This is a genomic window from Cohnella cellulosilytica (assembly GCF_042431195.1).
GTDB classification, from domain to species: domain Bacteria; phylum Bacillota; class Bacilli; order Paenibacillales; family Paenibacillaceae; genus Cohnella; species Cohnella cellulosilytica.
The window spans coordinates 135,929-159,343 of the sequence record NZ_JBHMDN010000015.1; the positions used below are offsets into that span (position 1 = coordinate 135,929).

Genomic DNA, 23,415 nt, shown 5'->3' on the forward strand with positions numbered 1-23,415 from the left:
ATACTGGTTTTCGAAAGGATTACGTCGATCGAATGGTCGAGGGGGATAACGAGGATGACGGACAAGGTGGAAAAGGCGGAAAAAACGGCTAAGCCAATCAGCGAGAAGAGAGCGTGGACTTATGTCGTGCTGGGCGGATTATTGGAGATTGTATGGGCCAGCGGATTCAAATACGAGGCAATTCCGGGCATTGTCGTTCTTGCCTCTCTGCTTGTCAGCTTCGATCTGATTATCCGGGCGACCAAGACGCTGCCGGTAGGTACGGTATACGCCGTGTTTGCGGGGATGGGAACTTTGGGTACTACGATTGTGGAGATCGTTATGTCCGGAGGCGACGTCAGCGCGCTGCGGATTGTGTTTATCGCAACGCTGCTGGCGTGCATCATCGGCTTGAAATTATCGGGTAAAGGCAGTGAAGGGTAATGGATTGGATCTGGCTCGTTGCGGCGGGGCTGTTGGAGGTCGTCGGGGTGATCGGAATCAAACGCGTGGCGAAAAATAACAATTGGACGAATAATCTCATTCTTATAGGCGGATTCGTGATCAGCTTTCAGCTGCTTCTGCAAGCCATGGAGACGATCCCGCTGGCGACGGCCTATGCGGTATGGACCGGGATCGGAACGGTCGGCGCGGCTATCGTCGGGATGCTTTTCTTCAAGGAATCGAAAAGCTGGCTGCGGATCGGCTGCATTCTCGGCATTATTTTCTCTGTCGTCGGATTAAAGCTGGCAGGCTGAACCGCCTGCTTCAAGGCGGGCGGCCGCGCGGGTTAAAGCGGAAATCGTTCGTCAATGCTGATCTAAGAAAGGAGGCGGTACATATGGAGCTGTGGTTTATGGGAACGAGCGCAGGAATGCCGATCGCGGAGCGGAACGTCACGTCCGTCGCGCTGAATCTGACCCGGCCCAAAGGGACGTTCTGGCTGTTCGACTGCGGGGAAGGAACGCAGCATCGGTTGCTCCAATCTCCGCTCAAGCTCAGCCGGTTGACAAAGCTGTTTATAACGCATCTGCACGGCGATCACCTGTTCGGAGTGCCCGGCCTGCTGAGCAGCAGATCCTCGCTCGGCGGCGTCGAGCCGCTCGACGTGTACGGGCCTCCGGGCTTGCGCGAATTTATCGATACCGCGCTGAGGCTGTCCGGCACCCATCTCGACTATCCGCTTAACGTTCGCGAGATCGAGGAGGAGGGCCTGGTTTTGGACGGCGAAGGGTATACCGTCGAATGCGCTCCGCTGGATCACCGGATTTTCTGCCTCGGTTATCGGGTCGCGGAGAAGCCGCGCGCCGGCGCCCTCTGCGTCGACGTCCTCGCGGCCGCGGGAGTTCCGCCCGGCCCGGCGTACGGCAGGCTGAAGGCGGGGGAAGACCTCGTGCTGGAGGACGGGAGGATCGTTCGCGCCGCCGACGTGTTGTGCGACCCGATTCCGGGGCGCGTCGTCGCCGTGATGGGCGATACCCGGCCGTGCGAAGGCGCGGTCCGTCTGGCCAGAGGGGCCGACGCGCTCGTGTACGAGGCGACGTTCGGCGCCGATCTGGCGGAGAAGGCCGAGCTGTACGGCCACTCCACGTCCGTGCAGGCCGCCGAAATCGCCCGGGCCGCAGGCGCCTCCCGGCTGCTGATGACCCATTTCAGCTCGCGGTACGGACGGGAGGATCTCGCCCTGCTGGAGGAGCAGGCCCGCAGCGTCTTTCCTCGTTCGGACGCGGCGCTCGAGCTGGAGCCGTACGCGGTTCCCACGCCGCCAAGAAGAGGCCGTTGAACTTTCCCGGTCGGGTCTCCAGTCGCCGATAGGGCGTGTATGCCTACTCCGAGGATAGCAGATATTGCCGAATTTTCGTTTCATGCAAGGAACTTTTGAGAAGGCGTACCGGGGGTACGTCAAAGGGTCGAAGCAGGGGGCGAAAAGGCGGTGATAGATGCCTCTGAGCGGGTTTGCATACACGCCCTAGAACGCCGAGGGAGAACCGCCATGCTTGCGCCGGAATTGCGCGGGAGGAAGCCTCTTCTCCCGCAGGAAGACGCGCGAGAAATAGTGGACCGACGAGAAGCCCGTCCGTTCGGCGATTTCCTTGATCGGGAGATCGCTTGCGGCCAGCAGCTCCGCCGCCTTTCGAACGCGCTCGCTCCGTACGTAATGGGTGAAATTCTCCCCAATGCCGCCGGAGAACAGGCGGGAGAGATGGCGTTCGGAGACGTTCAGGTTAACGGCGATTTCCCGCAGGCTCAGATCGCGGGCCAAGTTGTCCCGGATATACAGCTTGGCCTGGCGAAGCAGAACGTCCGCGCTCCCGGCGGCCCGGGCCGGCGCGGGGGCTTCGCTGCCGAAGAGGCCGGGAAAGCTCAGCAGCAACGCCCCCGCCACCGCCCTCAGGGCGTCCGGAGACAAGCGGCCCCGGCCGTCCTCGCGCAGCAGCAGGCTCTTCCATAACAGCGAGGCGGGCATGACCCCGCCGTCGTCGTATACGCACGTTTCGCCGTGTCCGGCAAGGGCTTGGAACGCTTCGACCGCTTCATCCCGCGAGCCGCGTTCATCCGGCTCGAAGGCGACGTACAGCAAGTACATTCCGTCGCGCGAGCGGATCTGGTGATCGATGCCGGGTCTGGAGCAGAAGTGGGTTCCCGGCCGCAGAGAATAATCGTTGCCCCTCTCCGAATACTCTCCTTCCCCCTCCATAACGTAGCAGATCTCGAAGAAGGAATGCCTATGCACCGAATTGCTGAAATGCCGGGGATTGACGTCCCAGTAATGAATTTTGAATTCCGCCCCGTTCCCCGTCGTCACCTTCGCCGCCAGTTCGTTCAGCAGCGCGGGCGTTTCGTTTCCCGGCTCCATTTTCACGCCTCCGCTCAAATCTTATGGCCTCATTGTGCAAAAACCGGTCGTCTGCGGTCAAAGACCGATCCCATCCGATAGCTATACAATAAAGCCGAATACGAAACCAATCAAGCTCATCTTGATCCAGGGAGGAATCGGCATGATTCGTACGGAGGATGCGGAATTTTACAAAGAAAACGGGTATTTGCTGGTCAAAGGCGTCTTTAACGCGGAAGAGGTCGCGCAGATGCGCAAGGCGGTGGACGGCATTATTCGGAGGGCGGCCTCGGCGAACCGGGACGAGAACGCGGCTTGGCAGGGCGATTATCTGCCTCCGGAGCAGTTGAAGAAGCTCGTGCTGAAAGGATTTCACGACGTTCATTACCACGACGCGGCGTTCATGCGCGCGGCGATCCATCCGAACATGGCCGCGACCCTGTCGAAGCTGATCGGTCCGAACGTGCAGCTCCACCACTCCAAAATGCTCGTGAAGCCGCCGGAGAACGGCGCGGCCTTCCCGATGCACCAGGATCAGCCGTATTTCCCGCACGAGAAGCATACGATGCTGGCGGCCAGCATTCATCTGGACGACGCGGACGAGGAGAACGGCTGTCTGAGAGTCGTGCCGGGCTCGCACAAGCAAGGACCGCTTCCGCACGTCGGCAAATATTATCTCGATCACAAGGCGTATCCGCTTTCGGACGGCACGCTGTGCGAGGCGGAAGCCGGGGACGTGCTGTTCTTCAACTATTTGACGATTCACGGCTCGTCGGCCAACCGCAGCGAGCGGACGCGGCGGAACGTGCTGTTCCAATACCGCGACCCGGCCGATTTTCCGACAGAGAACGTGCACTTCGATTGGGGCATGGGGCTGATGATCAGCGGCGAAAATCCCAACTTCGACAAGGTCAAGCCCGATTACCGGATTGTCGGCTGAATATCCCAAGAGACAAGAAAAACGCAAACGAAACTTGGTTTATCGGAAATACACCGGCTCGCAAAGCTCTTATGATAAAGCCATGGATCTAAGCATCCGAATAGAGCTGAGGAGTGAAGTCCGATGTTGAACGATAGCCAATTGGCCGAATTCGAGCGCGACGGTTTTCTGAAAGGCGGGGTCGTGCTAAGCGACGACGAGGTAGAGACGCTGCGCGAAGAGCTGGAGCTGGTCATGGCCGGGCAATCGGTGAAAAAGCCCGTGCTGGCCCACAACATGCTGGGCGCCGGAGATGAGGGAGCAACCCCCTACGACGGAATGAAAATGATCGTGAACGAGAAAGTCATTCAGATCGTCAACATCTGGATGGCCAGCGACGCGTTCTTCCAGCATGCCGCGAACAAGACGATCGTCGAGGAGATCGCCCAACTGTGCAACACCGATACGGTGCGCATCTGGCACGACCAGATCCAGTACAAGCCGCCGGTGACGGGCGGGCCGACCGCCTGGCATCAGGATCACCCGCTGTGGCCGATCATCCAGCCGGCCGATCTCGTCAGCGCCTGGGTCGCCCTCGACGACGCGGTCATCGAGAACGGCTGCATGTGGATGGTGCCGGGCAGCCACAAGTGGGGCGATCAGCAGAAATATTTGGCGAGCGACAAGGAGTTCATGCCCTATCACCGCCGCCCGGAGCTGCTGCCGGAAGGCGCGGAGGTCAAAGCCGTGCCGTTCGAGATCAAGAAAGGCCAGGTCGGCTACCATCACAGCCTGACCTGGCACGGCAGCCCGAACAACCGCTCGGACAGGAAGCGCCGGGCGATCGCCGTTCACTACATGCCGGGCCATACGCGGTACGTGCCGTCCAGCGGCCATGTCATGCTGTCCTACGTCGGCGTGAACGAGGGCGATATTTTGCAAGGGCAGCACTTCCCGGTCGTCTATTCGTCCGTCGGCGCGGACTGACCGCGGACCGGAGCCCTCCTCCCGCTCGGGACGGAGGGCTTTTGCCATTTGCGGGAACGGATTTTATTCCTTACGATAGAGAAAATAGAGAGAAAAGGGAGCGAACGGGATGACGGGAAGAAACGGAGACGGAGAGGGCATGCCGCGCGCTTGGCCGTTCGTTCACAGCGTCGGGGACGTATGGGCCGCGGCGGGCTCGACTCTCGGAGAAAGAACGCTGACCGACTACGAGCTCGTCTACTTTCCGGAGGGATCGTCGACGGTCTACGACACGGACGGCGAGACCTGCAAGCTGGACAAGCCGTGCTTTATTTTTAGCCGGCCGGGCGAGCGGCATTGCTACCGCTTCGATCCGGACCGGAACGTCCGGCATCTGTTCGTTCACTTCGATTACGAGGAGCTTCGGCGGGGCGACGCGCGCTTCGATTCGCTGCTCGCTGGCTCGTCTTATCTTCCGGTCAGCGGCAACAGCCTGCTGCCCGCGCTGCTCGGCCAGATGGTCAGAATCGCCGACTTCCAGCTCGCCTATTGGAGGCGTAGGCTGTCCGCGCTGCTGTCGACGGCGTTGGAGGAGCTGTGCGCTTCCGCCGACAACGCGCTGGAGGAGCTGGCCCGGCCGCTTCCGCTGCCGATTTCGCAGGCGTTGGCGTATATGGAGGACCATCTCGAAGAGCCGATTACGATCGAAGCGATCGCCCGCCAGTCGGGGTGGTCCCACGAGCATTTCACCCGCGTGTTCGTCGCTTCCGTCGGCATGTCCCCGAAGCGGGCTTTGCTCGAGCGAAGATTGCGGCGGGCGGAGCTGCTGATGCAGAGCGGGCGGTGGAACGTCAAGCAGATCGCGTATCGGGTCGGCTTCCGGGACGAGCATCATTTCTCCAAAATGTACAAGCGTCTGCGGGGAATGACAGCTTCCGCTTATATCGAGCGCTGCGAGAGCTCTCTGGCCAGGCATGCGCTGCCGGCTCCCGACACGGTAGCTTCCGTATCCGCCAACCGATATGTGCTCGTGAACGAACAGATCAAATAAACACCCCGTAATCGAGGTTCCGTCCATTGAGGGGCCACTCGCCTTATTGCACAATAAAGGCAACGTCGATCATGGAGGTTGAGCAAATGGGAATTCCTTATACGCCGAAATCGCGCGAGCACGATAACCGGTATTTGGTCAGCGTGGACGATTACGTCCACTATCAGCGCAACGGCTATTTGATCGTAAGGGGTTTGCTGTCCAAAGAAGATATCGCGGAGCTGTACGATTTGGCGGAGCGCACGCGGCTCGGTCCGGCGAAGACGGACGGAGCGGCCGCGCGGGACGACGATCCGCTCAAGCGGGAGTTCGCCGAGCAGACCCGGGTTCATATGGTTTCGAGACGGGACGCCGCCGCCGAGCGAGGCATGCTGCACCCGCGCATCCTCGACGTGACCGAAGCGTTGATCGGGCCGGACGTCTATGCGCTGCAATCGATGATGTTCCTGAATCCTCCCGGACGAGGCGGGCAGGGCTGGCATCAGGATTCGTACTACATCAAGACGCACCCGGACACGATGCTGGGCGCATGGATCGCCCTGGAGGACGCCGACGAGGAGAACGGCTGCCTGTGGGTCGTTCCCGGCTCGAATCACGAGCCGATCTATCCCCCGGAGGGGCAGTATTCAGGCAGCGTTCACGCCGTCGACGCGTTTAAGGATCTGCACGGCGTGGAGAACGTCAGCCATCTCGACGACGAAGCGAACACGCTGTCGCGGGTGGTGGCGAAGTATCCGCCGCCGATTTCGGTTCCGCTGCGGCCCGGCGACGTGCTGTTTTTTCATTCGCATCTGCTGCATCGGTCGTATCCGAACCGGACGGCGGACCGGTTCCGCCGTTCCTATGTATGCCACTATTGCAACGCCCGTTCCTGGGTGCCCTGGGATCATGACGGCTACGAAGGCGAATCGGGCAACTACAGGCAGATTCTGGCGCGCGGCCGCACCCATCTGCCCTACGCGGAGCCTGTATTCGGCACGGAGGTGTTCCTGTCCGAAGCCAGCGAGGATGGCGACAGCGTCCGCATGATGGGCATGGAGGACGGCATGATGATGCCGGTCGTGCAGAAGAAGGAATAGGAAGACCTATCGATTGGAAAAGAGGGACACGGATCTCCCGGAGAACAGTGAGAGGAGATCCATGTCCCGCAAGGCTCGCATCGACCGATCGAAGCGCCGGATCGCCGGGAAGAGGGGCTCAGGCTCGCGGCCGGCCGCTAAGCGTCCTTGCCCTGCATCCGGAATTCGGTCGGAGTCAGCCCGGTCAGCTTCTTGAACCGATGGCTGAAATAGTGAATGCTCGTAAACCCCAGCCGTTCGGCCAGCGCCTCGATTTTCTCCCCTTGAAGCAGCGCCCGCTTGGCCTGCTTGATTCGTTCCCCGATGACGTACTGCTTCGGAAGAAGACCGATCTCCTCCTTGAACAGCTTGGAGAAATGAATCGGATGGTAGCCGCACATCGCCGCCAGCTCGGTTACCGTCCAATTTCGACCGGGCTCCTCCCGCATCGCCGCGATGGCGGGCTCGATCTTGCCGCCGGAGACGGAAGACGCCGCCCGCACGTTCAGCAGCTGCCTGAAGATGTCCGTCACGGTCTGGGTCATGAGCCCTCTCAGCGCGGCTCCGTATCCCGGCTGCTCCAGCTCGTATTCCTTAACGATCTTCGTCAGAACCGGCTCCAGCCCCGACACGGTAAAATGGGTAGGCAGCGCCGTCGGTCCGTAAGGCGGAATGTCCGGGGCCGGACGAAGCGGCCGTCCGGCGGACTCCTCCCGGTCGGCGGCGCGAATCGACAGTCCCGGATGGACCGGAGCCGTCGATTCGTGCCGCCAATGGAAATGAATGCTGTAATAGTCCGTCCCTCTAGCCGCAAACAGCTCGTGCGGACATTCCGGTCCGTAGTGCACGCACTCTCCGCTGCGAATTCCGTACGTTTTTTCTCCGATGATCAGCTCCGCAGAGCCGGACACGACGTAGAAAAGCTGGCTGTCGGGAATGACGCGCCGCCCCCACGTCGAATCTGCGGACGTCGTCGCCCTGCCGGCGAAATTAACCGTAGGCATAAGCTCGTCAAGCGACCGGATCGTCATGTCTCCGCCTCTTTCGTTCGTTCGTTGTCTTTCCCCTCATCATAAAGAGACGGACCGCTCTCGGCAAGTCCTTGCGATTCCGGAGGGCGACGGTAGCGGTCAAGATCCTGCAGTAGCTTGAGGGAATTGGACTTAATCCAGACGATCTTCCTTCTTGAAGCGCTCGAGCTGCTTCATTTTCCAGCGGGGCAAGCGTTCGATCGTTTTTTCCAGACGCTTGCGGATAAACCTGTACAGCTGCAGATCATGCCCGACCAAGCCCGTGATCAGGCGAATAACCTCGGGATCGATCTGGTCGAGGGTTGGACGGTTCGGCGTCGCATTGACCCGGAATACTTCCGCAGAGGCCCAGCCGTATCTGTCTTTCAACAAATAAACCGATTCGTGATACAGCTCGGATACCCCGATGATCGGATAATGCCCGTTTATGATTCGCAGCGTCGCCTCCCATGAGGCGGGGGCCCGGCCGAGCAGGTAGACCGATTGATAATTGCGGAAAAAAGGATCCAGAATGCCGCCCGGAAGCTGGAAAAAATCCTTCATCGACAGCTGCAGCGCATAAGGATGGAGCCAGTGGGAGGGCTGACGGGCGATGTAAAAGTAATAGGATAGAATCGCTTCAACGGGGTGCCGCATCATGGTCGCATATTCGTAGGGGCGGGCGGAATGGGCATGAAGCCCGAACCAATAATGGCCGAACACGCAGTCCAGTCCGTGATCGGGGCGCGCCAGCGTCATTTCCCATTCCGCCGGGGACCGATCGTAGTAAATGCCGAGCCGTGCGCCGTACGCCCGATGCAGAATCTGGTGGATGCTCGAGCCGGCGGTTTTCGGAATGTGGATAAAGAAGAGCAGCGGGGGGCGGCCCGGGAGTACGTTCTTCATGTTAGCCGCACCCCGCGTTTCCGGAGCAGCCGAATGACCCGATCTGCGCTCGATTCGGGCGACTCCTTGTCCGTCTCAATGATCAGGGAAGGATTGTCGGGCTCGTCGAACCTGTCGGTAATGCCCGTAAACCGGGGGATTTGTCCGGCGATGGCCCGGCGGTACAGCCCCTTTACGTCTCTCTCGACGCAGCGCTCGAGCGGGCATTTGACGTAGACCTCTTCATAAGCGGGCAGCTCTCTGCGGCATTCCTCGCGCATTTCCCTGTAGGGCGTAATGAGCGACGCCAGGACGACGATTCCGTTGCCGGACAGCAGCTTGGCGACGAGCAGCGTGCGCCGGATATGCCGCATTCTGTCCTCGTAAGAAAAGCCCAGGTCCGGGCTCAGAACCCGGCGCAGCTCGTCTCCGTCCAGCAGGGCGTGCGGGATGTCGTGCTGCCGCAGATGCCGCTCCACGATTTTGCCGATCGTCGATTTTCCCGAGCCGGACAGCCCGACGAACCAGACGACCGTTCCGTTGTTTAACGGCATGGCGCTCACCTCGCTGTAGACTATGCGGATAAGCGTCGGAGCGTTTGGACAAATATGCGATTGCTTGCAAGCCGGCAAGGATTAGGCGGCGAGCAGCCCCATGGCCAAGGCTGCCTGCGGTGAGTCCGCCCATCTCGATCCGGGAATCCGAGGAGCCGCCTGCGGAGCTTCCGTCCATCGCGCGTCATATACCCGAAGGGTCGCTTGCGGAGCCTCCGCCCATCGCGAGCCGTATGCCCGAAGGATCGCCTGCGGAGCGTCCGTCCATCGCGTGCCGTATGCCCGAAGGATCGCCTGCGGAGCCTCCGTCCGTCGCGAGCCGTATGCCCGAAGGGTCGCTTGCGGAGCCTCCGTCCATCGCGCGCCATATGCCCGAAGGGTCGCTTGCGGAGCTTCCGTCCGCCGCGAGCCGTATGCCCGAAGCCGCCTCGAATGCAGCATCCCGATCGCCGCGGCCGGCTCGGAGTCGATCACCCGGAACAGGGCCAGCATCGCTTCCGCGTCGCCGGACTCGTAGGCGGCGGCAATCGCCCGCAGGCAGGCGGCCAAGCCGGGCTGAACGTTGTCCGGCGCGGTCTCCAGCTCCTCGCGGACGCGCGGCAGGTTCCTTCTGGCCCGATGCAGGGCGGCTTTGGCCGCGCCTTCCGTTACGCGGAGCAGCGCGGCCGTCTCTGCGCTCGAATAACCGAGCACGTCCCGCAGCAGGAACGCCGCTCTCTGCAGAGGCGGCAGATGCTCGGCCAGCGCGCGGAAAGCGGCTTCGATCTCCAGCGTGCCTCCCTCGGCCGCCTCCGCTTCCGGCGGGCGCTCGGCTCTCAGGATGCGCGCCAGCTTGGCGCTGCGGCGGGCGCGATCAATCCACGCGTTCTTCGCAATCCGCAGCAAGTACGCCTCCGGGTTCGGATGCGCGTCGAAGCGGGGGCCGTCGAGCGCCTTGAGCCAGGCGTCTTGGGCCAGGTCCTCCGCTTCCCATGCGGACTCGGCCAGGGACAGGCAATATTTTCGCAGCGCGGCGTGAAGCTCGGCAATGTCTCTTGTCGCCTCCGGCGCTTCGGAGTCGCGCGCGCTTGCGGATGGATTCGCGTTCATGTCGGTCCCTCCTTGGAATAGGGCGGAATTCGTCTTGCTATCGTAAACGAACGAAGTGCGCGAAAGGATACGCGCCATCGCAAAAAAATGGCGAGGGGGAAGCGAACGAGCGAACGAGCAAAAAGAACGGCCGAACGAGCAAAAATCGAACGCCTCCGTTCCTTACAGTGTATTCGATTTTCGCCGCGGGGCAAAGACGACGGCGGGGCCGCCCGTATCTTTTCCGGTTATCCGTTCGTCTACGGGGTGAATCGCGATTCTTAATACGAACAGGAAAACGGAGGAATGAGCATGTCGAATTACGTGCCGTATGTCGTGGAGCAGACGAACCGGGGGGAGAGGTCGTACGACATCTATTCCCGGCTGCTGAAGGACCGCATCATCTTCCTGGGCTCGGCGATCGACGATCAAGTCGCCAACAGCGTTGTCGCCCAGCTGCTGTTTCTGGCGGCGGAAGACCCGGACAAGGAGATCAGCATGTACATCAACTCGCCGGGAGGCTCGATCTCGTCGGCGTTCGCCATGTACGATACGATGAGGTTTATCAAACCGGAGGTTCATACGATCTGCATGGGGATGGCCGCGTCCGCGGGCGCTTTCCTGCTGCTGGCGGGAGCCAGGGGCAAACGGTTCGCCCTTCCCAACAGCGAGATTATGATTCACCAGCCCAGCGGCGGGGCGCAGGGGCAGGCCAGCGACATCGCGATTACCGCCAAGCGAATTTTGCGGACGAGAGACAAGTTGAACCGCATATTCGCGGACCGGACCGGTCAGCCGCTCGAGCGGATCGAGAAGGATGTGGAGCGGGATTACTACATGTCGGCCGAAGAGGCGCTGGAGTACGGCATTATCGACCGCATCATCTCGTCTCCCGAAGTTCCCGGCTAACTTTTTACGGCGCCTTGCTTGCATCTGCAAGTCTACGCCTTACAAAGGGACTTCCGCGAGGGGGCGGCAGTCGGAGAATCGTGCAACGCAGCTTGAGTCAAGTTTAAACGACGGACATTTGTGTGAAAAATCATACAACTTAACTCGATTCAGGCTGGAACGGCGGACGTTTGTGTGAAAAATCATACAACTTAGTTCGATTCAGGCTCGAACGGCGGACGTTTGTGTGAAAAATCATACAACTTAACTCGATTCAGGCTTAAACGACGGACGTTTGTGTGAAAAATCATACAACTTAGTTCGATTTAGGCCCAAACGATGGAGTATGGATAGAATCTGGAAATTATCTGGGAGCTATTCGCCCCATTCGAGGCTCGATGTGCGGATTTTTCGAGTATCGTCCCCCGATTCAGTCTCATTCGAGGCCCGTTGTGCGGATTTTTCGAGTATCGTCCCCCGATTCAGTCTCATTCGAGGCCCGATGTGCGGATTTTTCGAGTATCGTCTCCCGATTCCGTCCCATTCGAGGTGCGATGTGCTATTCTTTCGAGTAATGTCCCCTGATTCCGTCCCATTCGAGCGCCGATGTGCGATGTTTTCGAGTAACGTCCCACGATACGGCCCCATTCGAGCATCGTCGTAACAGCACGTTTTATTGGCGGGCGTTCCGATTGCGGTCGGCGGGAGGCGTAGCGAGAGGCGCAGAGGGTTCGAGAAGACGGAGAACGCGTCCATGGAGCAGGTCCCAGTCCAGCGCGCCCAGGACGCCGCCGGTGATGATTCCCCGGCTGTCGATGAAGATCGTGGTCGGAATCGGACGAATCCGGTATTTGGCCGCGACCGCGCCGTCGGAATCGAGCGGGACGGGGAACTTGAAGCCGTATTCGCGGGCGAACCGCCGAGCTTCCTGCTCGCTGTCCACGGCCGTCAGGTTTACGGCCACAATGCTCAGCCACTCCCCGTATTGCTCGTGCAGCTTGGCGAACAAGGGAGCTTCGTCCCGGCAAGGTCCGCACCACGAGGCCCAGAAGTTGAGTACGATCGGACGGCCTTTCGACGTCTCGAGCGAATAGGCGCCGCCATCCAGCGCAGTCAGCGAGAAGCCCGGAGCGGGGTAGCCGATCTCCGGCTTCTCGGGAAGCGCCGCGACGGTCTCCCCGGATACTCGCATCTCCGCATTCCCGCGATCGGAGAACGCATCCCGAAAAAGGATTATGCCGGCTATGAATAAGGCGGAGAGTGCGATCGCCCAGCTGCGCCGTCTGCTCATCGGATTTTCCTGCTTTCTATAGGGTCTAAACTCATTGTTGACCATACGCTTGGCCCTCCATACCCGCTCCGGCCATCTGATGCCGGAGCGGGCTGTTTGTCCTCCGACTCTCTTCGCGAAATTCACTTGACGCTCCCGGCTCGTCGTGCCATAATGTACACGCGTACATTAATCGTTTTCAGAGGAAGATCATTTTGACGAACCGTAAAGAAGTCGCGAAGCTGGCCGGCGTGTCCGAAGCGACCGTATCCCGGGTATTGAACGGGATCGGGCCGATGAAGGATTCCACCAGACAGCGGGTGCTGCAGGCGGCCAAGCAGTTGAACTACGAGCTGAACGCGGTGGCGTCCAGCTTCGCCAGGGGCCGAAGCGGTAATCTCGGCGTCGTGCTGCCCCATGTGCCGAAGGTTCATCTGTTCTCGACGTATTATTTTTCCGAGCTGCTCGGAGGCATCGGGGAAGCCGTTCATTCCGGCGGGTACGGACTGCTGCTGCTGTTCCGGGACCCGACCGCCGTCTACGACTACGTCTCCCTGTACCGGACGCAGCGCGTGGACGCCTGCATCATCCTCGGCTCCAGCGCCGTCGAAGCGGAGAGGACGGCCGTGCACCGGCTGGCGGACGAGAGGCTGCCGTACTGCGTGATGGACCAGAGGTTCGACCACCCGCTGCTGAACATCGTGGCCGCGGACCATGAACAGGGCAGCTACGACGCGGTCAGGCATCTGATCGACAAAGGGTACGGGAGAATCGGGTTTCTGAACGGCGCTCCGCAGTATTCGAACAGTCGGGACAGATTGGCGGGTTACCGGAGAGCGCTGCTGGAGGCCGGAGTCGCCGAGGACGAGATGCTCGTCTACGAAGGCAATTACAGCCGCACGAGCGGCCGCAGGGCGGCCGGTCAGGTGTATCGGGATCTCGGCCGTCTCGACGCCGTCTTCGTCAGCAACGACCGGATGGCCATCGGGCTGATGCAGGGGCTTCGGGAGCTGGGCTGCAGCTTGCCGGACGATCTGAAGATCGTCGCCTACGACGATTCCGACGCGGCGAGCTTTACGGAGCCTCCGCTGACGACGGTGAGGGTTCCGTTCTACGAAATGGGCAGGCTGGCGGCGGATTGTCTGTTGAAGCAGCTTGCCGACAGAGACAAGACCGACGCTCCGGCGCCGCTTATTCGCGAGAAGCTGCGGACCGAGCTCGTCATCCGCAAATCGAGCGGCAACTAATTCAACAGGAGGAAGACGGATGAAAAAAGCATTGATCGTATGGGGAGGCTGGGACGGACACCAGCCGAAGGAAGTGGCGGAAATTTTCCGCGGCCAGCTCGTTGAAGAGGGCTTCGATGTCGAGGTGTCGGATACGCTGGAAGCTTTCGCCGACGGAGAGAAGCTGAAGGGGCTCGCCCTGATCGTTCCGGTATGGACGATGGGGCGCATCTCGCAGGAGTGGGTGAACAACGTCTCGGCCGCCGTGCAGAGCGGCGTCGGGCTTGCGGGCTGCCACGGCGGCATGTGCGACTCGTTCCGCGAAAACACGGACTGGCAGTTTATGACCGGCGGACAATGGATCGCGCATCCGGGCAACGATGGCACGGAGCACACGATCGAGATCAAGGCGGGCTCCAGTCCGCTGGTCGACGGGATCGAGGATTTCACGGTATCGACGGAGCAGTATTACCTGCACGTCGATCCGGCGAATGAGGTGCTTGCCACGACGCGTTTTCCGGTAGCGCCGGGACCGCATACGACGAACAAGGCGGTCGATATGCCGGTCGTCTGGACGAAGCGCTGGGGCCATGGCCGCGTCTATTACAATTCGCTCGGCCATCAAGCGAACATCATGGAAATTCCGGTCGTCAAGGAATTGATGCGCAGAGGCTTTAACTGGTGCGCGGAAGGCAAGGCGCTCGCTCCTGCGGGAGAATCGGCGCAGGCCTACACGGGCATGCAGGACAACCAACTTTAATCGCGGGAAAGAGGAGTCAACGTGGAGAAAATCAAAGTCGGCATCATCGGTACCGGGAATATCAGCGGCATTTATTTTCAGAACGGCAAACGGTTCGACTCGATGGAGGTCGTCGCGTGCGCCGACCTGGATGTGGAACGGGCCAAGGCAAGGGCGGAGGAATTCGGCGTGCGCGGCTGCTCGGTCGAGGAATTGCTGGCCGATCCGGACATTCAGATGGTAATCAATCTGACGATTCCGCTGGCCCATGCCTCGGTCTGCCTGCAGGCGCTGGAGGCGGGCAAGCACGTCTACGTAGAGAAGCCGCTCGCGGCAACCCGGGAAGAAGGGCAGAAGGTGCTGGAGCTGGCCGCGCGCAAAGGGCTGCTCGTCGGCAGCGCGCCGGATACGTTCCTCGGGGGCGGCATTCAGACGGCGATCAAGATGATTCGGGACGGCTGGATCGGTGAACCGATCGGGGCTACGGCGTTTATGACGAGCGGCGGCCATGAGAGCTGGCACCCTGCCCCGGAATTTTATTATCAGAAGGGCGGCGGACCGATGTTCGACATGGGGCCGTACTACTTGACCGCCCTGATCGCCATGCTGGGGCCGATCTCGCGGGTCACCGGCTCGGCGCGCATCTCGTACCCGGAGAGAACGATTACGAGCCAGCCGAAGTTCGGCCAGAAGGTGAAGGTGGAGGTGCCGACGCATGTCGCCGGCATTATGGATTTCGCGGCCGGACCGATCGGCACGCTGCTCACGAGCTTCGATACGAAGGGCGCCTCCACGCTGCCGCGCATCGAGGTGTACGGGAGCGGGGGAACGCTGCTTGTGCCGGACCCGAACGGCTTCGGGGGCACCGTCAGCGTCTGGCGGGCGGGGGCCAAGCAATGGTCGGAACTTCCGCATACGCATGGCAAAGTCGAGAACGCACGGGGCGTAGGCGCCGCGGATATGGCCCGGGCGATTCAGACGGGCCGCAAGCATCGCGCGAGCGGCGAGCTGGCCTTCCACGTGCTGGAGGCGATGCACGGCTTCCACGACGCGTCGGAGCAAGGCGCGCATTACGTCATGAAGAGCACGTGCGACACGCCGGCTCCGCTGCCGCTCGGGTTGGCCGATTTTGAATTGGATTGATCCGTTCGGGCCGCGATTGTGGTACAATCGATGCGGTATGAGAAAGGCGGCGGCAGCCGCCTTTCCGTCGCATCCATGACGCGCTGGCGAGAGAACGGAGACGATAGATTCAGATGGACGGAAAATGGAAATCCTATGCCGGACTTGTGGCGGTCGCCGCGATATGGGGAGCGAATTTCGGCGTTTCCCGCAACGCGATGGAGACCTTCGATCCGGCGCTTTTTGTTTTTTTGCGGTTCGGCCTGGCCGTGCCGTGTTTCTTTTTGTTGTTGAAATGGAAGGAAGGCAGCGTAGGCCTGCCGCCGAAAGTGATGCTTCAATTGGCCGCGATCGGCCTGGTCGGGGTTACCGGACTGGAGATCGCCGTCATGTATTCGATCAAGTATACGACGCTGGCCAACGCCTCTCTGCTGAACGTGGCCCCGTGGCCGATCTTCGCCGCCTTGTTCGCGCCGCTGTTCGTGAAGGAGAGCTTTACCCGCCGCCTTGCGGTCGGAGGTGCCGCGGCGATCGTCGGCGTTACTTTCATTATATTGGGCGGCAAGGAAGGCCTCGACCTGTCCTCCGGCCACATGGTCGGCAACTTGCTGGCACTTGGGGTCAGCGCCGTCGGAGCGCTGTTTAATCTGAGCTGCATGCCGCTGATGAAGCGGTATTCTCCTCTGCGCGTAAGCGCGTGGTTTATTCTGTTCGGCGCCTTGTTCATGATTCCGATTACGCTCGGGAGCTGGGGGAAGGTGGATTGGAGCGGCCTGGGAGCGGGACATTACGCGGCGGTCGCTTATAACGTGATCGTCTGCACGGTTGCCGCGTTTATCGTATGGAACGCCAGCATGTTCAAGATCGGTGCGGCCCGCGCGAACTTCTTCCGTTACGTCGTGCCCGCCACGGCCGTGATCGCCGGACTGCTGTTCTTCGACGAGTCGATCTCGGGCTGGCAGATCGTCGGAGCCGTCTGCATGGCGGCGGGACTCGTCTGGATCAGCACGGAGAAGAAGCGCGAGCCCGCCCCGGCTCTGACGCGCATGGAAACGACGGAAGGAGCGGCGCCGTAATCGCGGACCGCTCCTTCTTTTTTTATTGCGCCTTGGTTCCGATTACGGTAACGGTCAAGGGATCGACGTACTCGCCTTGCTTAAGCACCGAGAAATGCAAGTGGGAGCCGGTGGATTGGCCCGTGCCGCCCATCCTTCCGATCAAATCTCCGGCCTTCACTTCGTCCCCGGCTTCGACTTCCAGCTTGTCCAGGTGCCGGTATTCCGTGCTCCATGCCTCGTTGTGTGCGATTGTGACCGTCAAGCCTTTGGCGGTATCGTATTCGGCCTGCACGACTTTGCCCGCCCCCGCGGCGAAAATATCCGTTCCGGCTTTGCCGACGACGTCGATGCCGTCGTTCAGCGTTTTGGCGGATGTGACGGGATGGATGCGGTAGCCGTAGCGCGAGCCGATTTTGGCATCTTCGGGAATCCGCAGGAACAGCTCAATCTCGGCCGCCGCGCTGTTCCCGTTCGAACTGACGACCTGAACGGGCTGCGGCTTCGTCTCCGGCTTGCTCTTGTCCGCCGCGAAGGCCGACGGCAGCATTAACGCTCCGGCCAGAACGAACAGGGCCGCCCCGATATAGGAGGCTCTTCTTCCAGCAGGTTTGTAGTCTCGGATCATCACAATTCTCCTCGCGATCAGTTTTTTGCTTCCGAAGAAACCGACTCCCGATAACGCCGTTTGCCGCGCGGCGCCGATTTCCAGCAGTTTTACCATGCAGGCCGCGTACGCGGCCCGAAGGTCCGAGGCTTTCAGTACGCTCGCGTCGCAGGCGTTTTCCTGGGCGGCGCGCATTCTTCCCAGTCCGTACCACGCCAGCGGATTAAACCAGTGCGCGGCAGCCAGCGCGTAAGCAAGCAGGTTGACCGGAATATCTCGGCGCTTGTGGTGAGTCAATTCGTGCCGGAGGACGCACTCCCACTCGGCTTCGTTCAGGCGGCCGGCCAAATCCCGGGGGACGAGCACGACCGGAGACAAGACGCCGTACAGGGCCGGCCCGGACACAAGGGACGTCAGGCGCAGCCCGATGCGGGACCGTATGCCGCTGTCCGAACGAATCTTCAGGAACAGCGCCTCCAGCTCGGGCGGGACGGCGAAGACGGGCTCTCGTCGAAGAGCGCGAGCCATCCTCAGCTGTTCGCATAATGGGAGGAGCAGCGCCAGAACGATGCCGGACAGCCATACGAGCGCGGCGGTTCGAGCTGCAGCTCCGGCTGTCGTCCGGCCGATCCCGTTCGGCTCGGCGGCGGCGTCTCCGTCGTCTTCGACGGCGAAGAGACCGGCGTTCCGCTCCGAAGCTTCCGCTCCCTCTGGCGGAGATACGCCGCCGGCATACGCGTCAACCGCCTCGAAGGCCGGCCAGCGGACTTCGACCGCATCGGCCAGAGGAAGCCAGCGGAGCTGGCTGCCTATATCGCCGGGCAGCAGCGGGAGCAGCAGCTTCGCCAGCAGCAGAAACCATAGCGCATAGCTCCAGGCCGGAGACAGCGCCTTGCGGCCAAGCCGCAGCGCCGCCGCGATCAGCAGCGCCAGCAGGGCGGCCTCCGCCGAGCCGGCCAGCACCTGCCCGAACAAATGGACAGCATGCTCCATCGGTCACTTCTCCTTTTCCCGGAGCAGTTCCTTTAACTCCTCGATGTCCTCGGGCGAGAGCTTGCCGGATTCCAGGAAATGCACCATCATCGGCTTAAGCGCGCCGCCGTAGATGCGGTCGAGGAAGGAACGGCTTGCCTCCCTTACGCATTCCTCTTCGTTCACCAGAGGGAAGTAGGCGTATTCCCGCCCGTCCTTGCGGAAGCCGAGCGCTCCCTTCTGAACCAGTCTGCCGATAAGCGTCTTGACCGTCTTCGGCTTCCAGGATTTCGTCCCGCTCAGGCGGGAAATGACGTCGGCGGCCGTCAACGGCGAGGCCTGCCAGACGATTCGCATAATGTCCCATTCCGCGTCCGTAATGGGAGGAGCTTCGGGCATGTCGATTCCTCCGTTCGATCGTCGCCGGCGACGATCGGATTTAAGATTACAACTGTAGTCTACGATAATAGATTACAGTTGTAATCTATTTGTGTCAAGCCGGTCGCCGTTAGAGGAACGCCAGCCGACACAGCCGACACAGTCGACACAGTCGACAGCCCAGCCCGTATCCGATCCATCGCCAGATAGAAAAAAAGATGCCCCCAAGCCGTCGGAGAAGAGCGCCGATCGGCTTGAGGAACATCTTTTGCGGTAATTGTCGCGTATACGACGGCTTAATAGTCCAGGCGGACGACGGCATTGTCCCGGCTGGACGCCAGGATGCCGTAGGAAACCTTCAACGCCTTCAGGCCGTCCACGCCGGTAATCGTCGGCTCGATGTCGTTCTCCACGCAGTCGATGAAGTACGTGTCCTCCGCCAGGAACGAGCGAACGTCGTGGATGTCGTTGAGGGTTTCACTCTGCTCGTACTCCATATCCTCCGTTTTCCAGTGGAAGCTGTCGATATTCCACAGGCTGGCGCCGCGAATATAAGCGGTGCCCTTCGTGCCGATGACGCCGCGCGAATTCATCTCGAGGTGAGAGGTCCAGCTGGCCTGGAAGACGGCGGTTCCGCCGTTGGCCAGCGTAAACACCGCATTGGCGAAGTCGTCGAAGCCGGGCAGCTGCGGACGGGATTCCAGCACATGGGCTTTGACGTCGTTCACCTCGCCCGCAACCCATCTCATCATGTCGATGTCGTGCGACAGCGACTGGATGCTCATGCCGGTCATCAGCAGCGGATCGGTGCTCCACTTGTTGTTCGGGTCCACGCGCATGCCCATGCGCTGGCACCAGTAGGTCAGCGGCTGTCCGAGCTTGCCCGAAGCCGTAATCTCCCGAAGCCGCTTGAATCCCGTCCGGAATCTCATATTAAAGCCGACCATCAGCTTCACTCCGCACTCCTGCGCGACCTCGACCATGATCTCGGCGTCCTCGACGGACGCGGTGATCGGCTTCTCCACGACGACGTGCTTGCCCGCCCGCATCGCCTGCACGGCGATATCCTTGTGCGTGGACGGAGGCGTCAGCACGAACACCATTTCCGCCTGGTCGAGACAGTCATCCAGCTTCCCGTAGGCGGTTGCGCCGCACATTTCGGCCGCCGCCTGCGCGTTCTCGAGATTGACGTCGACCACGCCGACGACGTTGGCGTTCGCGATTTGGCGAAGTGCGGAAATATGGGCCCGGGAGATCGCGCCCGCTCCGACGATAACTATGTTTACCATTCCGTATCCATCCTCTCCTGATGAGCGAATCTATCTTTTCTCTATTCCTGATCCAACCGTACCTTGACGATAAGCTTGACGATGTCTTCCGGTTCGTCCCACTGGCAGCCGGTCTTGTGCGAATCCTCCGGCCAGAAGACGGCGAAGAAGCCGTCGGCCAGATGGATCGGACTGCTGCCCGTGCCGTCGCCGTAGTTCAGATGGTCCCTCGTCTCGTTGTAGGGGGTGATCGGCGTCAGGCCGCGGGTATTTTCCCAATAGATGATTTCTTTGCCCCGCACCATATATTGAATGTCCAGGTTCCGCCGATGGCCTTCCATCTTCTTCTCGGAACGGTCGACCGTGCGGTAATGCTGCACGACAACCGACAGGCCGTCCACCTCGATCGTCTGATTGCCTTCGGGCAGAGGCTGCGCAAGACAATGCTCGATCGCCTTGAAGCCCTTCTCCAGATTCGGGTGCATCCCTGTATACAGCCGATAATTCGTCAGAACGTCCGCGATCATGCCGGTCCCTCCTTCAGCGCAATGACTTTGCCGGGGCCTTCGACGAACTTCTCGAAGATTTGCGTCGCTTGCCAGGCCTGCTCCAGCGTGCCGTCCTTCAAAGGCCGGTTTTCCAGAATCGACCGTGCGAATTCGTTGATTTCCTCGTAGTAGCCCAGCAGGAACAGGCCTTTGTTGAACAGCTGGCCGCGGGAAAACTCGGGCTCCCAGACGGCGGTGTTCTGATCGGGCGTGCCCTTGTAAAAGTTCGGCTCGTCGCCGTAACCGAAATCGGCGTTGCGGCAGTAGCTGACTCTCAGGTTGTTGTCCACAATAATATGCCGTCCGGCTCCACGGCCGCCGCCTTCGACGCCGCCTCTGGAGATGATGAAGGTGCGTTCCACGCCGCCGTTCAAGGCCATTCCGGCCGTCAGGTTGATGGTGGCGATGACGTCCGAATCGAACTTGAATACGACGACGCCGGCCCCGATGGAGTTCCGGTCGTACATCATCGTCCGGGGAGCGCCCAGCAGGCTGAGCATCTGTGCGACCGGGTGGCAGAGATGCTCCAGGAAATTCCGGACGTCGGCGACGTTCCGCTCCTCGACCAGGAAGAGGCGCAGGTCTTCCAGGGAAGGGATGATTTCCGGATTTTGCAACGTAACCATGGAAATGCCGCCGAAGTCCTCCGAATAGGCGAGCTCCTTCGCTTTCCGGTTGGCCTGCACGAACATTTTCTTATAACCGACCATGACGCTTTTGCCGGACTCCCGGGACGCTGCCATCATCGCTTCGATGTCGGCGCAGGAAGCGGCCGGAGGCTTCTCGATCCAGGCGTGGCAGCCGGCCCGCAGACAGTCGACCGCCACCTTGGGGTACATCGGGCGCCCGCGCTCGTCGTTGCCGACGATGATGAACACCGCGTCCAGGTCCTCCTTCTCCAGCATCTCGCGGTGATCGGTATACCAGGCCGCGCCGCCGAACTTCTCGGCGAACGCCTTGGCCTGCGCCTCGACAAAGTCGCAGGTGGCGACCAGCCGGACGGGCGCGAATTGAAAGGTCGGGAATATGTTGCGGAACGAGTGCGAGCCGCATCCGATGACGGCCGCGCGAATCTCTTTTTCGTCTACCAATCTGCCTTTAAATCCGATTCTCATCGATAAGCTCCTTCTCTATGCGAATGAACGAGAGTTCCCTGCGTCAGCCTTTGACCGCTCCTATCATCATGCCTTTCATGAAGTATTTTTGCAGGAACGGGTAGATCATAATAATCGGAGTAATGACGACGATAATGGTCGCCGCCTTCAGCGATTGGGTGACCGGCAGCTGCGTGACGTCCTCCGTGAATTCCCGGTAAGAATCCATATTGCCGATCAGGACGATGTCTCTGAGCACCATCTGCAGCGGGTACATCTCGCGGTGGTTCAAATACAATAGGGCGGGAAAAAAGCTGTTCCACTGATCGATGGCGAAAATCAGCACAAGCGTCGCGTAGATCGGGACGGCGAGAGGAATGAACACTTTGAGCATGATGCCCAGGTCGCCCATTCCGTCGATCTTCGCCGCCTCCTCGAGCTCGACGGGCAAGCTCTCGAAGAACGTCCGCAGCAGCATGATGCTGAATACCGTCAACGAATAGGGGAGGATAACCGCCCACATGGAGTTGATCAGACCGACGGCTTTGACGACCAGATAGAGCGGAATCAAGCCCCCGGAGAAAATCATCGTAAACACGATGTAAAACATAATGATCTTGCGGAACAGCAGCCCCCGCTTGGACAGCGGGTAGGCGGCCAGCGTAGTCAGCACGATGCTGCTGCACACGAACAGCACCGTATAGAGAATGGTGTTGCGATAAGCGCCCCAAATATAAGGGTTATCGAAGACGGTCGCGTACGTGTCGAGCGAGAAGTCGACCGGGAATACCGTGACTTTGTTGGCGATGACCGCGGCCGAGCTGCTGAAGGACGTGGCGAGCACGTTCAGGAACGGCAGCAGCGCCGCCGCGATGACGAACAGAATAAACAGAATGTTCACCGTATGGAACAGCGCGTTGCGTATCGATAAAGCTTTCATCTCGATTCCTTCCCCTCTACCATAATCCGGAGGACGTCACTTTTCTGCTGATCCGGTTGGCCGTCACCACGAGCACGAAGGCAATCAGCGATTTGAACAGGCCGGTCGCGGTCGCGAAGCTGTAATCCATGCCGCCCAGCCCTCGGCGATAGACGAACGTGTCGAAAATATCGGCGGTTTCGTAAGTGGCCGGGGAATACATCAGCAGCACCTTCTCGAAGCCGACGTCCATGAAATTGCCCAGCTTCATCAGCAGCAGGATAACGATTGTCGGCGCGATGCCCGGCAGGGTGACGTGCCAGATTTTCCGCAGACGCCCCGCGCCGTCCATGTCGGCCGCTTCGTAGAGATCGGGCGCGATCCCGGAGATCGCGGCCATGTAGATGATCGCCATGAAGCCGGTCGTCTGCCACACCTCGGACGAAACGTACAGCGTTCTGAACCAGCCGGCCTCGGACATGAAGAAGATCGGATCAATGCCGAGCTTGCCGAGCAGCGCGTTGACGACGCCGGAATTCGGCGACAGCAGCTCGGACATCAGCCCGACGACAACGACGGGAGAGATGAAGTAGGGAAGGTAGCTGACCGTCTGCGCGAACCGCTTGAACAGCTTGCCGCCCAATTCGTTAAAGCTGATGGCCAGAACGATCGGCGCGGGAAAGGTGAACAGCAGCGTGGCGAAGCTGAGCAGCAGGCTGTTGCGCAGCAATTGCTCGAAGTTGCCGCTGGCGAACAGGTTCTGGAACCACTTGAAGCCTACCCACTTGCTGCCGAAGATTCCGTCGATAATGTTGAAATCCTTAAACGCGATCGAGAGTCCGAAGATCGGCAAGTATCGGAATACGAAAATGTGGAGCAGCGGAACGAGAAGCAGCAAGTACAGCACTTTGTCTTGCCGCAATTTTTTCCAAACTTCCTGTCGGTTCATTCGAAGCACCTGCCTTATAGAGCCGGGTATGCGCCTGTCGCGCAGGGACCCGGC

Annotated in this window: 25 protein-coding genes; 12 read left to right on the top strand and 13 right to left on the bottom strand. The window is 60.5% G+C overall.

All coding sequences use genetic code 11. From position 1 onward, the window contains the following. Positions 1 to 54: 54 nt before the first annotated feature. From ACFFT4_RS11770 to rnz, 3 genes are all read left to right on the top strand, one after another. Positions 55 to 423, top strand: coding sequence for a DMT family transporter (locus ACFFT4_RS11770; protein ID WP_378047817.1), 369 nt, complete (start codon positions 55 to 57; stop codon positions 421 to 423). After that, positions 423 to 737, top strand: a complete 315-nt coding sequence (locus tag ACFFT4_RS11775) for a DMT family transporter (RefSeq protein WP_378047818.1) — start codon at positions 423 to 425, stop codon at positions 735 to 737. Before ACFFT4_RS11770 ends, ACFFT4_RS11775 begins: the two co-directional genes overlap by 1 nt. An 83-nt stretch (positions 738 to 820) precedes the next feature. Beyond that, positions 821 to 1,762, top strand: coding sequence for a ribonuclease Z (rnz, locus tag ACFFT4_RS11780; RefSeq protein ID WP_378047819.1), 942 nt, complete (start codon positions 821 to 823; stop codon positions 1,760 to 1,762). A gap of 186 nt (positions 1,763 to 1,948) precedes the next feature. On the opposite strand, the gene ACFFT4_RS11785 is transcribed toward rnz, so the two are convergent. Further along, complete coding sequence (locus ACFFT4_RS11785) at positions 1,949 to 2,836, bottom strand: helix-turn-helix domain-containing protein (RefSeq protein WP_378047821.1); 888 nt, start codon at positions 2,834 to 2,836, stop codon at positions 1,949 to 1,951. A 142-nt stretch (positions 2,837 to 2,978) separates the two neighbouring features. Between ACFFT4_RS11785 and ACFFT4_RS11790 the strand changes: the two genes are divergently transcribed. From ACFFT4_RS11790 to ACFFT4_RS11805, 4 genes are all read left to right on the top strand, one after another. After that, positions 2,979 to 3,755: a phytanoyl-CoA dioxygenase family protein gene (locus tag ACFFT4_RS11790; RefSeq protein ID WP_378047822.1), complete on the top strand. Its 777-nt coding sequence runs from the start codon at positions 2,979 to 2,981 to the stop codon at positions 3,753 to 3,755. 123 nt (positions 3,756 to 3,878) lie between these two features. Further along, on the top strand, positions 3,879 to 4,721 hold the full coding sequence (locus ACFFT4_RS11795; RefSeq protein ID WP_378047823.1) for a phytanoyl-CoA dioxygenase family protein: 843 nt from the start codon (positions 3,879 to 3,881) through the stop codon (positions 4,719 to 4,721). Positions 4,722 to 4,830: 109 nt separating this feature from the next. Further along, a complete protein-coding gene (locus ACFFT4_RS11800) occupies positions 4,831 to 5,751 on the top strand; it encodes an AraC family transcriptional regulator (RefSeq protein WP_378047825.1) in 921 nt (306 codons plus the stop codon). An 86-nt stretch (positions 5,752 to 5,837) separates the two neighbouring features. Next, positions 5,838 to 6,830 carry a phytanoyl-CoA dioxygenase family protein gene (locus tag ACFFT4_RS11805; RefSeq protein WP_378047827.1) on the top strand — a complete coding sequence of 331 codons (993 nt, stop codon included), beginning with the start codon at positions 5,838 to 5,840 and terminating at the stop codon, positions 6,828 to 6,830. A 137-nt stretch (positions 6,831 to 6,967) separates the two neighbouring features. On the opposite strand, the gene ACFFT4_RS11810 is transcribed toward ACFFT4_RS11805, so the two are convergent. From ACFFT4_RS11810 to ACFFT4_RS11825, 4 genes are all read right to left on the bottom strand, one after another. Further along, positions 6,968 to 7,840 (bottom strand): AraC family transcriptional regulator, encoded by an 873-nt coding sequence (locus ACFFT4_RS11810; protein WP_378047829.1) that lies wholly within the window; start codon positions 7,838 to 7,840, stop codon positions 6,968 to 6,970. 132 nt (positions 7,841 to 7,972) lie between these two features. Then, positions 7,973 to 8,725 carry a sulfotransferase family protein gene (locus tag ACFFT4_RS11815; protein WP_378047831.1) on the bottom strand — a complete coding sequence of 251 codons (753 nt, stop codon included), beginning with the start codon at positions 8,723 to 8,725 and terminating at the stop codon, positions 7,973 to 7,975. After that, positions 8,722 to 9,267, bottom strand: coding sequence for an adenylyl-sulfate kinase (cysC, locus tag ACFFT4_RS11820; RefSeq protein WP_378047833.1), 546 nt, complete (start codon positions 9,265 to 9,267; stop codon positions 8,722 to 8,724). Before cysC ends, ACFFT4_RS11815 begins: the two co-directional genes overlap by 4 nt. 72 nt (positions 9,268 to 9,339) lie before the next feature. After that, positions 9,340 to 10,347, bottom strand: a complete 1,008-nt coding sequence (locus ACFFT4_RS11825; protein ID WP_378047835.1) for a sigma-70 family RNA polymerase sigma factor — start codon at positions 10,345 to 10,347, stop codon at positions 9,340 to 9,342. Positions 10,348 to 10,638: 291 nt separating this feature from the next. Here ACFFT4_RS11825 and clpP point away from each other — a divergent pair, with 291 nt between their 5' ends. Continuing rightward, positions 10,639 to 11,235, top strand: a complete 597-nt coding sequence (gene clpP / locus ACFFT4_RS11830; protein WP_378047837.1) for an ATP-dependent Clp endopeptidase proteolytic subunit ClpP — start codon at positions 10,639 to 10,641, stop codon at positions 11,233 to 11,235. Positions 11,236 to 11,887: 652 nt separating this feature from the next. On the opposite strand, the gene ACFFT4_RS11835 is transcribed toward clpP, so the two are convergent. Beyond that, entirely contained in the window at positions 11,888 to 12,505 is a 618-nt protein-coding gene (locus tag ACFFT4_RS11835) for a TlpA family protein disulfide reductase (RefSeq protein WP_378047839.1), read from the bottom strand. 194 nt (positions 12,506 to 12,699) lie between these two features. Here ACFFT4_RS11835 and ACFFT4_RS11840 point away from each other — a divergent pair, with 194 nt between their 5' ends. The 4 genes from ACFFT4_RS11840 (at position 12,700) to ACFFT4_RS11855 (ending at position 16,647) form a co-directional block, all read left to right on the top strand. Continuing rightward, entirely contained in the window at positions 12,700 to 13,731 is a 1,032-nt protein-coding gene (locus tag ACFFT4_RS11840; protein ID WP_378047840.1) for a LacI family DNA-binding transcriptional regulator, read from the top strand. A 19-nt stretch (positions 13,732 to 13,750) separates the two neighbouring features. Beyond that, positions 13,751 to 14,470 (top strand): ThuA domain-containing protein, encoded by a 720-nt coding sequence (locus tag ACFFT4_RS11845; RefSeq protein ID WP_378047842.1) that lies wholly within the window; start codon positions 13,751 to 13,753, stop codon positions 14,468 to 14,470. A 21-nt stretch (positions 14,471 to 14,491) separates the two neighbouring features. Then, positions 14,492 to 15,592, top strand: coding sequence for a Gfo/Idh/MocA family protein (locus ACFFT4_RS11850; RefSeq protein WP_378047843.1), 1,101 nt, complete (start codon positions 14,492 to 14,494; stop codon positions 15,590 to 15,592). Positions 15,593 to 15,705: 113 nt separating this feature from the next. Beyond that, a complete protein-coding gene (locus ACFFT4_RS11855; protein ID WP_378047845.1) occupies positions 15,706 to 16,647 on the top strand; it encodes a DMT family transporter in 942 nt (313 codons plus the stop codon). A gap of 22 nt (positions 16,648 to 16,669) precedes the next feature. On the opposite strand, the gene ACFFT4_RS11860 is transcribed toward ACFFT4_RS11855, so the two are convergent. The 7 genes from ACFFT4_RS11860 to ACFFT4_RS11890 form a co-directional block, all read right to left on the bottom strand. Beyond that, the gene (locus tag ACFFT4_RS11860; protein WP_378047847.1) at positions 16,670 to 18,226 is read right to left on the bottom strand and encodes a M56 family metallopeptidase; all 1,557 of its coding nucleotides are present in this window, start codon (positions 18,224 to 18,226) and stop codon (positions 16,670 to 16,672) included. Between the two features lie 3 nt (positions 18,227 to 18,229). Beyond that, the gene (locus ACFFT4_RS11865) at positions 18,230 to 18,604 is read right to left on the bottom strand and encodes a BlaI/MecI/CopY family transcriptional regulator (RefSeq protein ID WP_378047848.1); all 375 of its coding nucleotides are present in this window, start codon (positions 18,602 to 18,604) and stop codon (positions 18,230 to 18,232) included. Between the two features lie 275 nt (positions 18,605 to 18,879). Next, complete coding sequence (locus ACFFT4_RS11870) at positions 18,880 to 19,872, bottom strand: Gfo/Idh/MocA family protein (protein ID WP_378047850.1); 993 nt, start codon at positions 19,870 to 19,872, stop codon at positions 18,880 to 18,882. A 41-nt stretch (positions 19,873 to 19,913) separates the two neighbouring features. Further along, entirely contained in the window at positions 19,914 to 20,378 is a 465-nt protein-coding gene (locus tag ACFFT4_RS11875; protein WP_378047852.1) for a NanQ anomerase/TabA/YiaL family protein, read from the bottom strand. Then, positions 20,375 to 21,514 (bottom strand): Gfo/Idh/MocA family protein, encoded by a 1,140-nt coding sequence (locus ACFFT4_RS11880; protein ID WP_378047854.1) that lies wholly within the window; start codon positions 21,512 to 21,514, stop codon positions 20,375 to 20,377. The genes ACFFT4_RS11875 and ACFFT4_RS11880 overlap by 4 nt, the downstream gene beginning before the upstream one ends. A 43-nt stretch (positions 21,515 to 21,557) precedes the next feature. Continuing rightward, positions 21,558 to 22,433, bottom strand: a complete 876-nt coding sequence (locus ACFFT4_RS11885) for a carbohydrate ABC transporter permease (RefSeq protein WP_378047856.1) — start codon at positions 22,431 to 22,433, stop codon at positions 21,558 to 21,560. Between the two features lie 16 nt (positions 22,434 to 22,449). Then, entirely contained in the window at positions 22,450 to 23,334 is an 885-nt protein-coding gene (locus ACFFT4_RS11890) for an ABC transporter permease (protein ID WP_378047858.1), read from the bottom strand. Positions 23,335 to 23,415 lie beyond the last annotated feature (81 nt).

Coding starts and splice junctions, on each gene's coding strand:
- ACFFT4_RS11775 (WP_378047818.1), top strand. CDS start 423: ATGGATTGGATCTGGCTCGTTGCGGCGGGGCTGTTGGAGGTCGTCGGG.
- ACFFT4_RS11870 (WP_378047850.1), bottom strand. CDS start 19,872: ATGGTAAACATAGTTATCGTCGGAGCGGGCGCGATCTCCCGGGCCCAT.
- ACFFT4_RS11815 (WP_378047831.1), bottom strand. CDS start 8,725: ATGAAGAACGTACTCCCGGGCCGCCCCCCGCTGCTCTTCTTTATCCAC.
- ACFFT4_RS11855 (WP_378047845.1), top strand. CDS start 15,706: ATGGACGGAAAATGGAAATCCTATGCCGGACTTGTGGCGGTCGCCGCG.
- ACFFT4_RS11770 (WP_378047817.1), top strand. CDS start 55: ATGACGGACAAGGTGGAAAAGGCGGAAAAAACGGCTAAGCCAATCAGC.
- ACFFT4_RS11880 (WP_378047854.1), bottom strand. CDS start 21,514: ATGAGAATCGGATTTAAAGGCAGATTGGTAGACGAAAAAGAGATTCGC.
- ACFFT4_RS11805 (WP_378047827.1), top strand. CDS start 5,838: ATGGGAATTCCTTATACGCCGAAATCGCGCGAGCACGATAACCGGTAT.
- ACFFT4_RS11790 (WP_378047822.1), top strand. CDS start 2,979: ATGATTCGTACGGAGGATGCGGAATTTTACAAAGAAAACGGGTATTTG.
- ACFFT4_RS11875 (WP_378047852.1), bottom strand. CDS start 20,378: ATGATCGCGGACGTTCTGACGAATTATCGGCTGTATACAGGGATGCAC.
- ACFFT4_RS11845 (WP_378047842.1), top strand. CDS start 13,751: ATGAAAAAAGCATTGATCGTATGGGGAGGCTGGGACGGACACCAGCCG.
- ACFFT4_RS11785 (WP_378047821.1), bottom strand. CDS start 2,836: ATGGAGCCGGGAAACGAAACGCCCGCGCTGCTGAACGAACTGGCGGCG.
- ACFFT4_RS11860 (WP_378047847.1), bottom strand. CDS start 18,226: ATGGAGCATGCTGTCCATTTGTTCGGGCAGGTGCTGGCCGGCTCGGCG.
- ACFFT4_RS11865 (WP_378047848.1), bottom strand. CDS start 18,604: ATGCCCGAAGCTCCTCCCATTACGGACGCGGAATGGGACATTATGCGA.
- ACFFT4_RS11835 (WP_378047839.1), bottom strand. CDS start 12,505: ATGAGCAGACGGCGCAGCTGGGCGATCGCACTCTCCGCCTTATTCATA.
- ACFFT4_RS11810 (WP_378047829.1), bottom strand. CDS start 7,840: ATGACGATCCGGTCGCTTGACGAGCTTATGCCTACGGTTAATTTCGCC.
- ACFFT4_RS11825 (WP_378047835.1), bottom strand. CDS start 10,347: ATGAACGCGAATCCATCCGCAAGCGCGCGCGACTCCGAAGCGCCGGAG.
- ACFFT4_RS11800 (WP_378047825.1), top strand. CDS start 4,831: ATGACGGGAAGAAACGGAGACGGAGAGGGCATGCCGCGCGCTTGGCCG.
- ACFFT4_RS11885 (WP_378047856.1), bottom strand. CDS start 22,433: ATGAAAGCTTTATCGATACGCAACGCGCTGTTCCATACGGTGAACATT.
- ACFFT4_RS11795 (WP_378047823.1), top strand. CDS start 3,879: ATGTTGAACGATAGCCAATTGGCCGAATTCGAGCGCGACGGTTTTCTG.
- clpP (WP_378047837.1), top strand. CDS start 10,639: ATGTCGAATTACGTGCCGTATGTCGTGGAGCAGACGAACCGGGGGGAG.
- rnz (WP_378047819.1), top strand. CDS start 821: ATGGAGCTGTGGTTTATGGGAACGAGCGCAGGAATGCCGATCGCGGAG.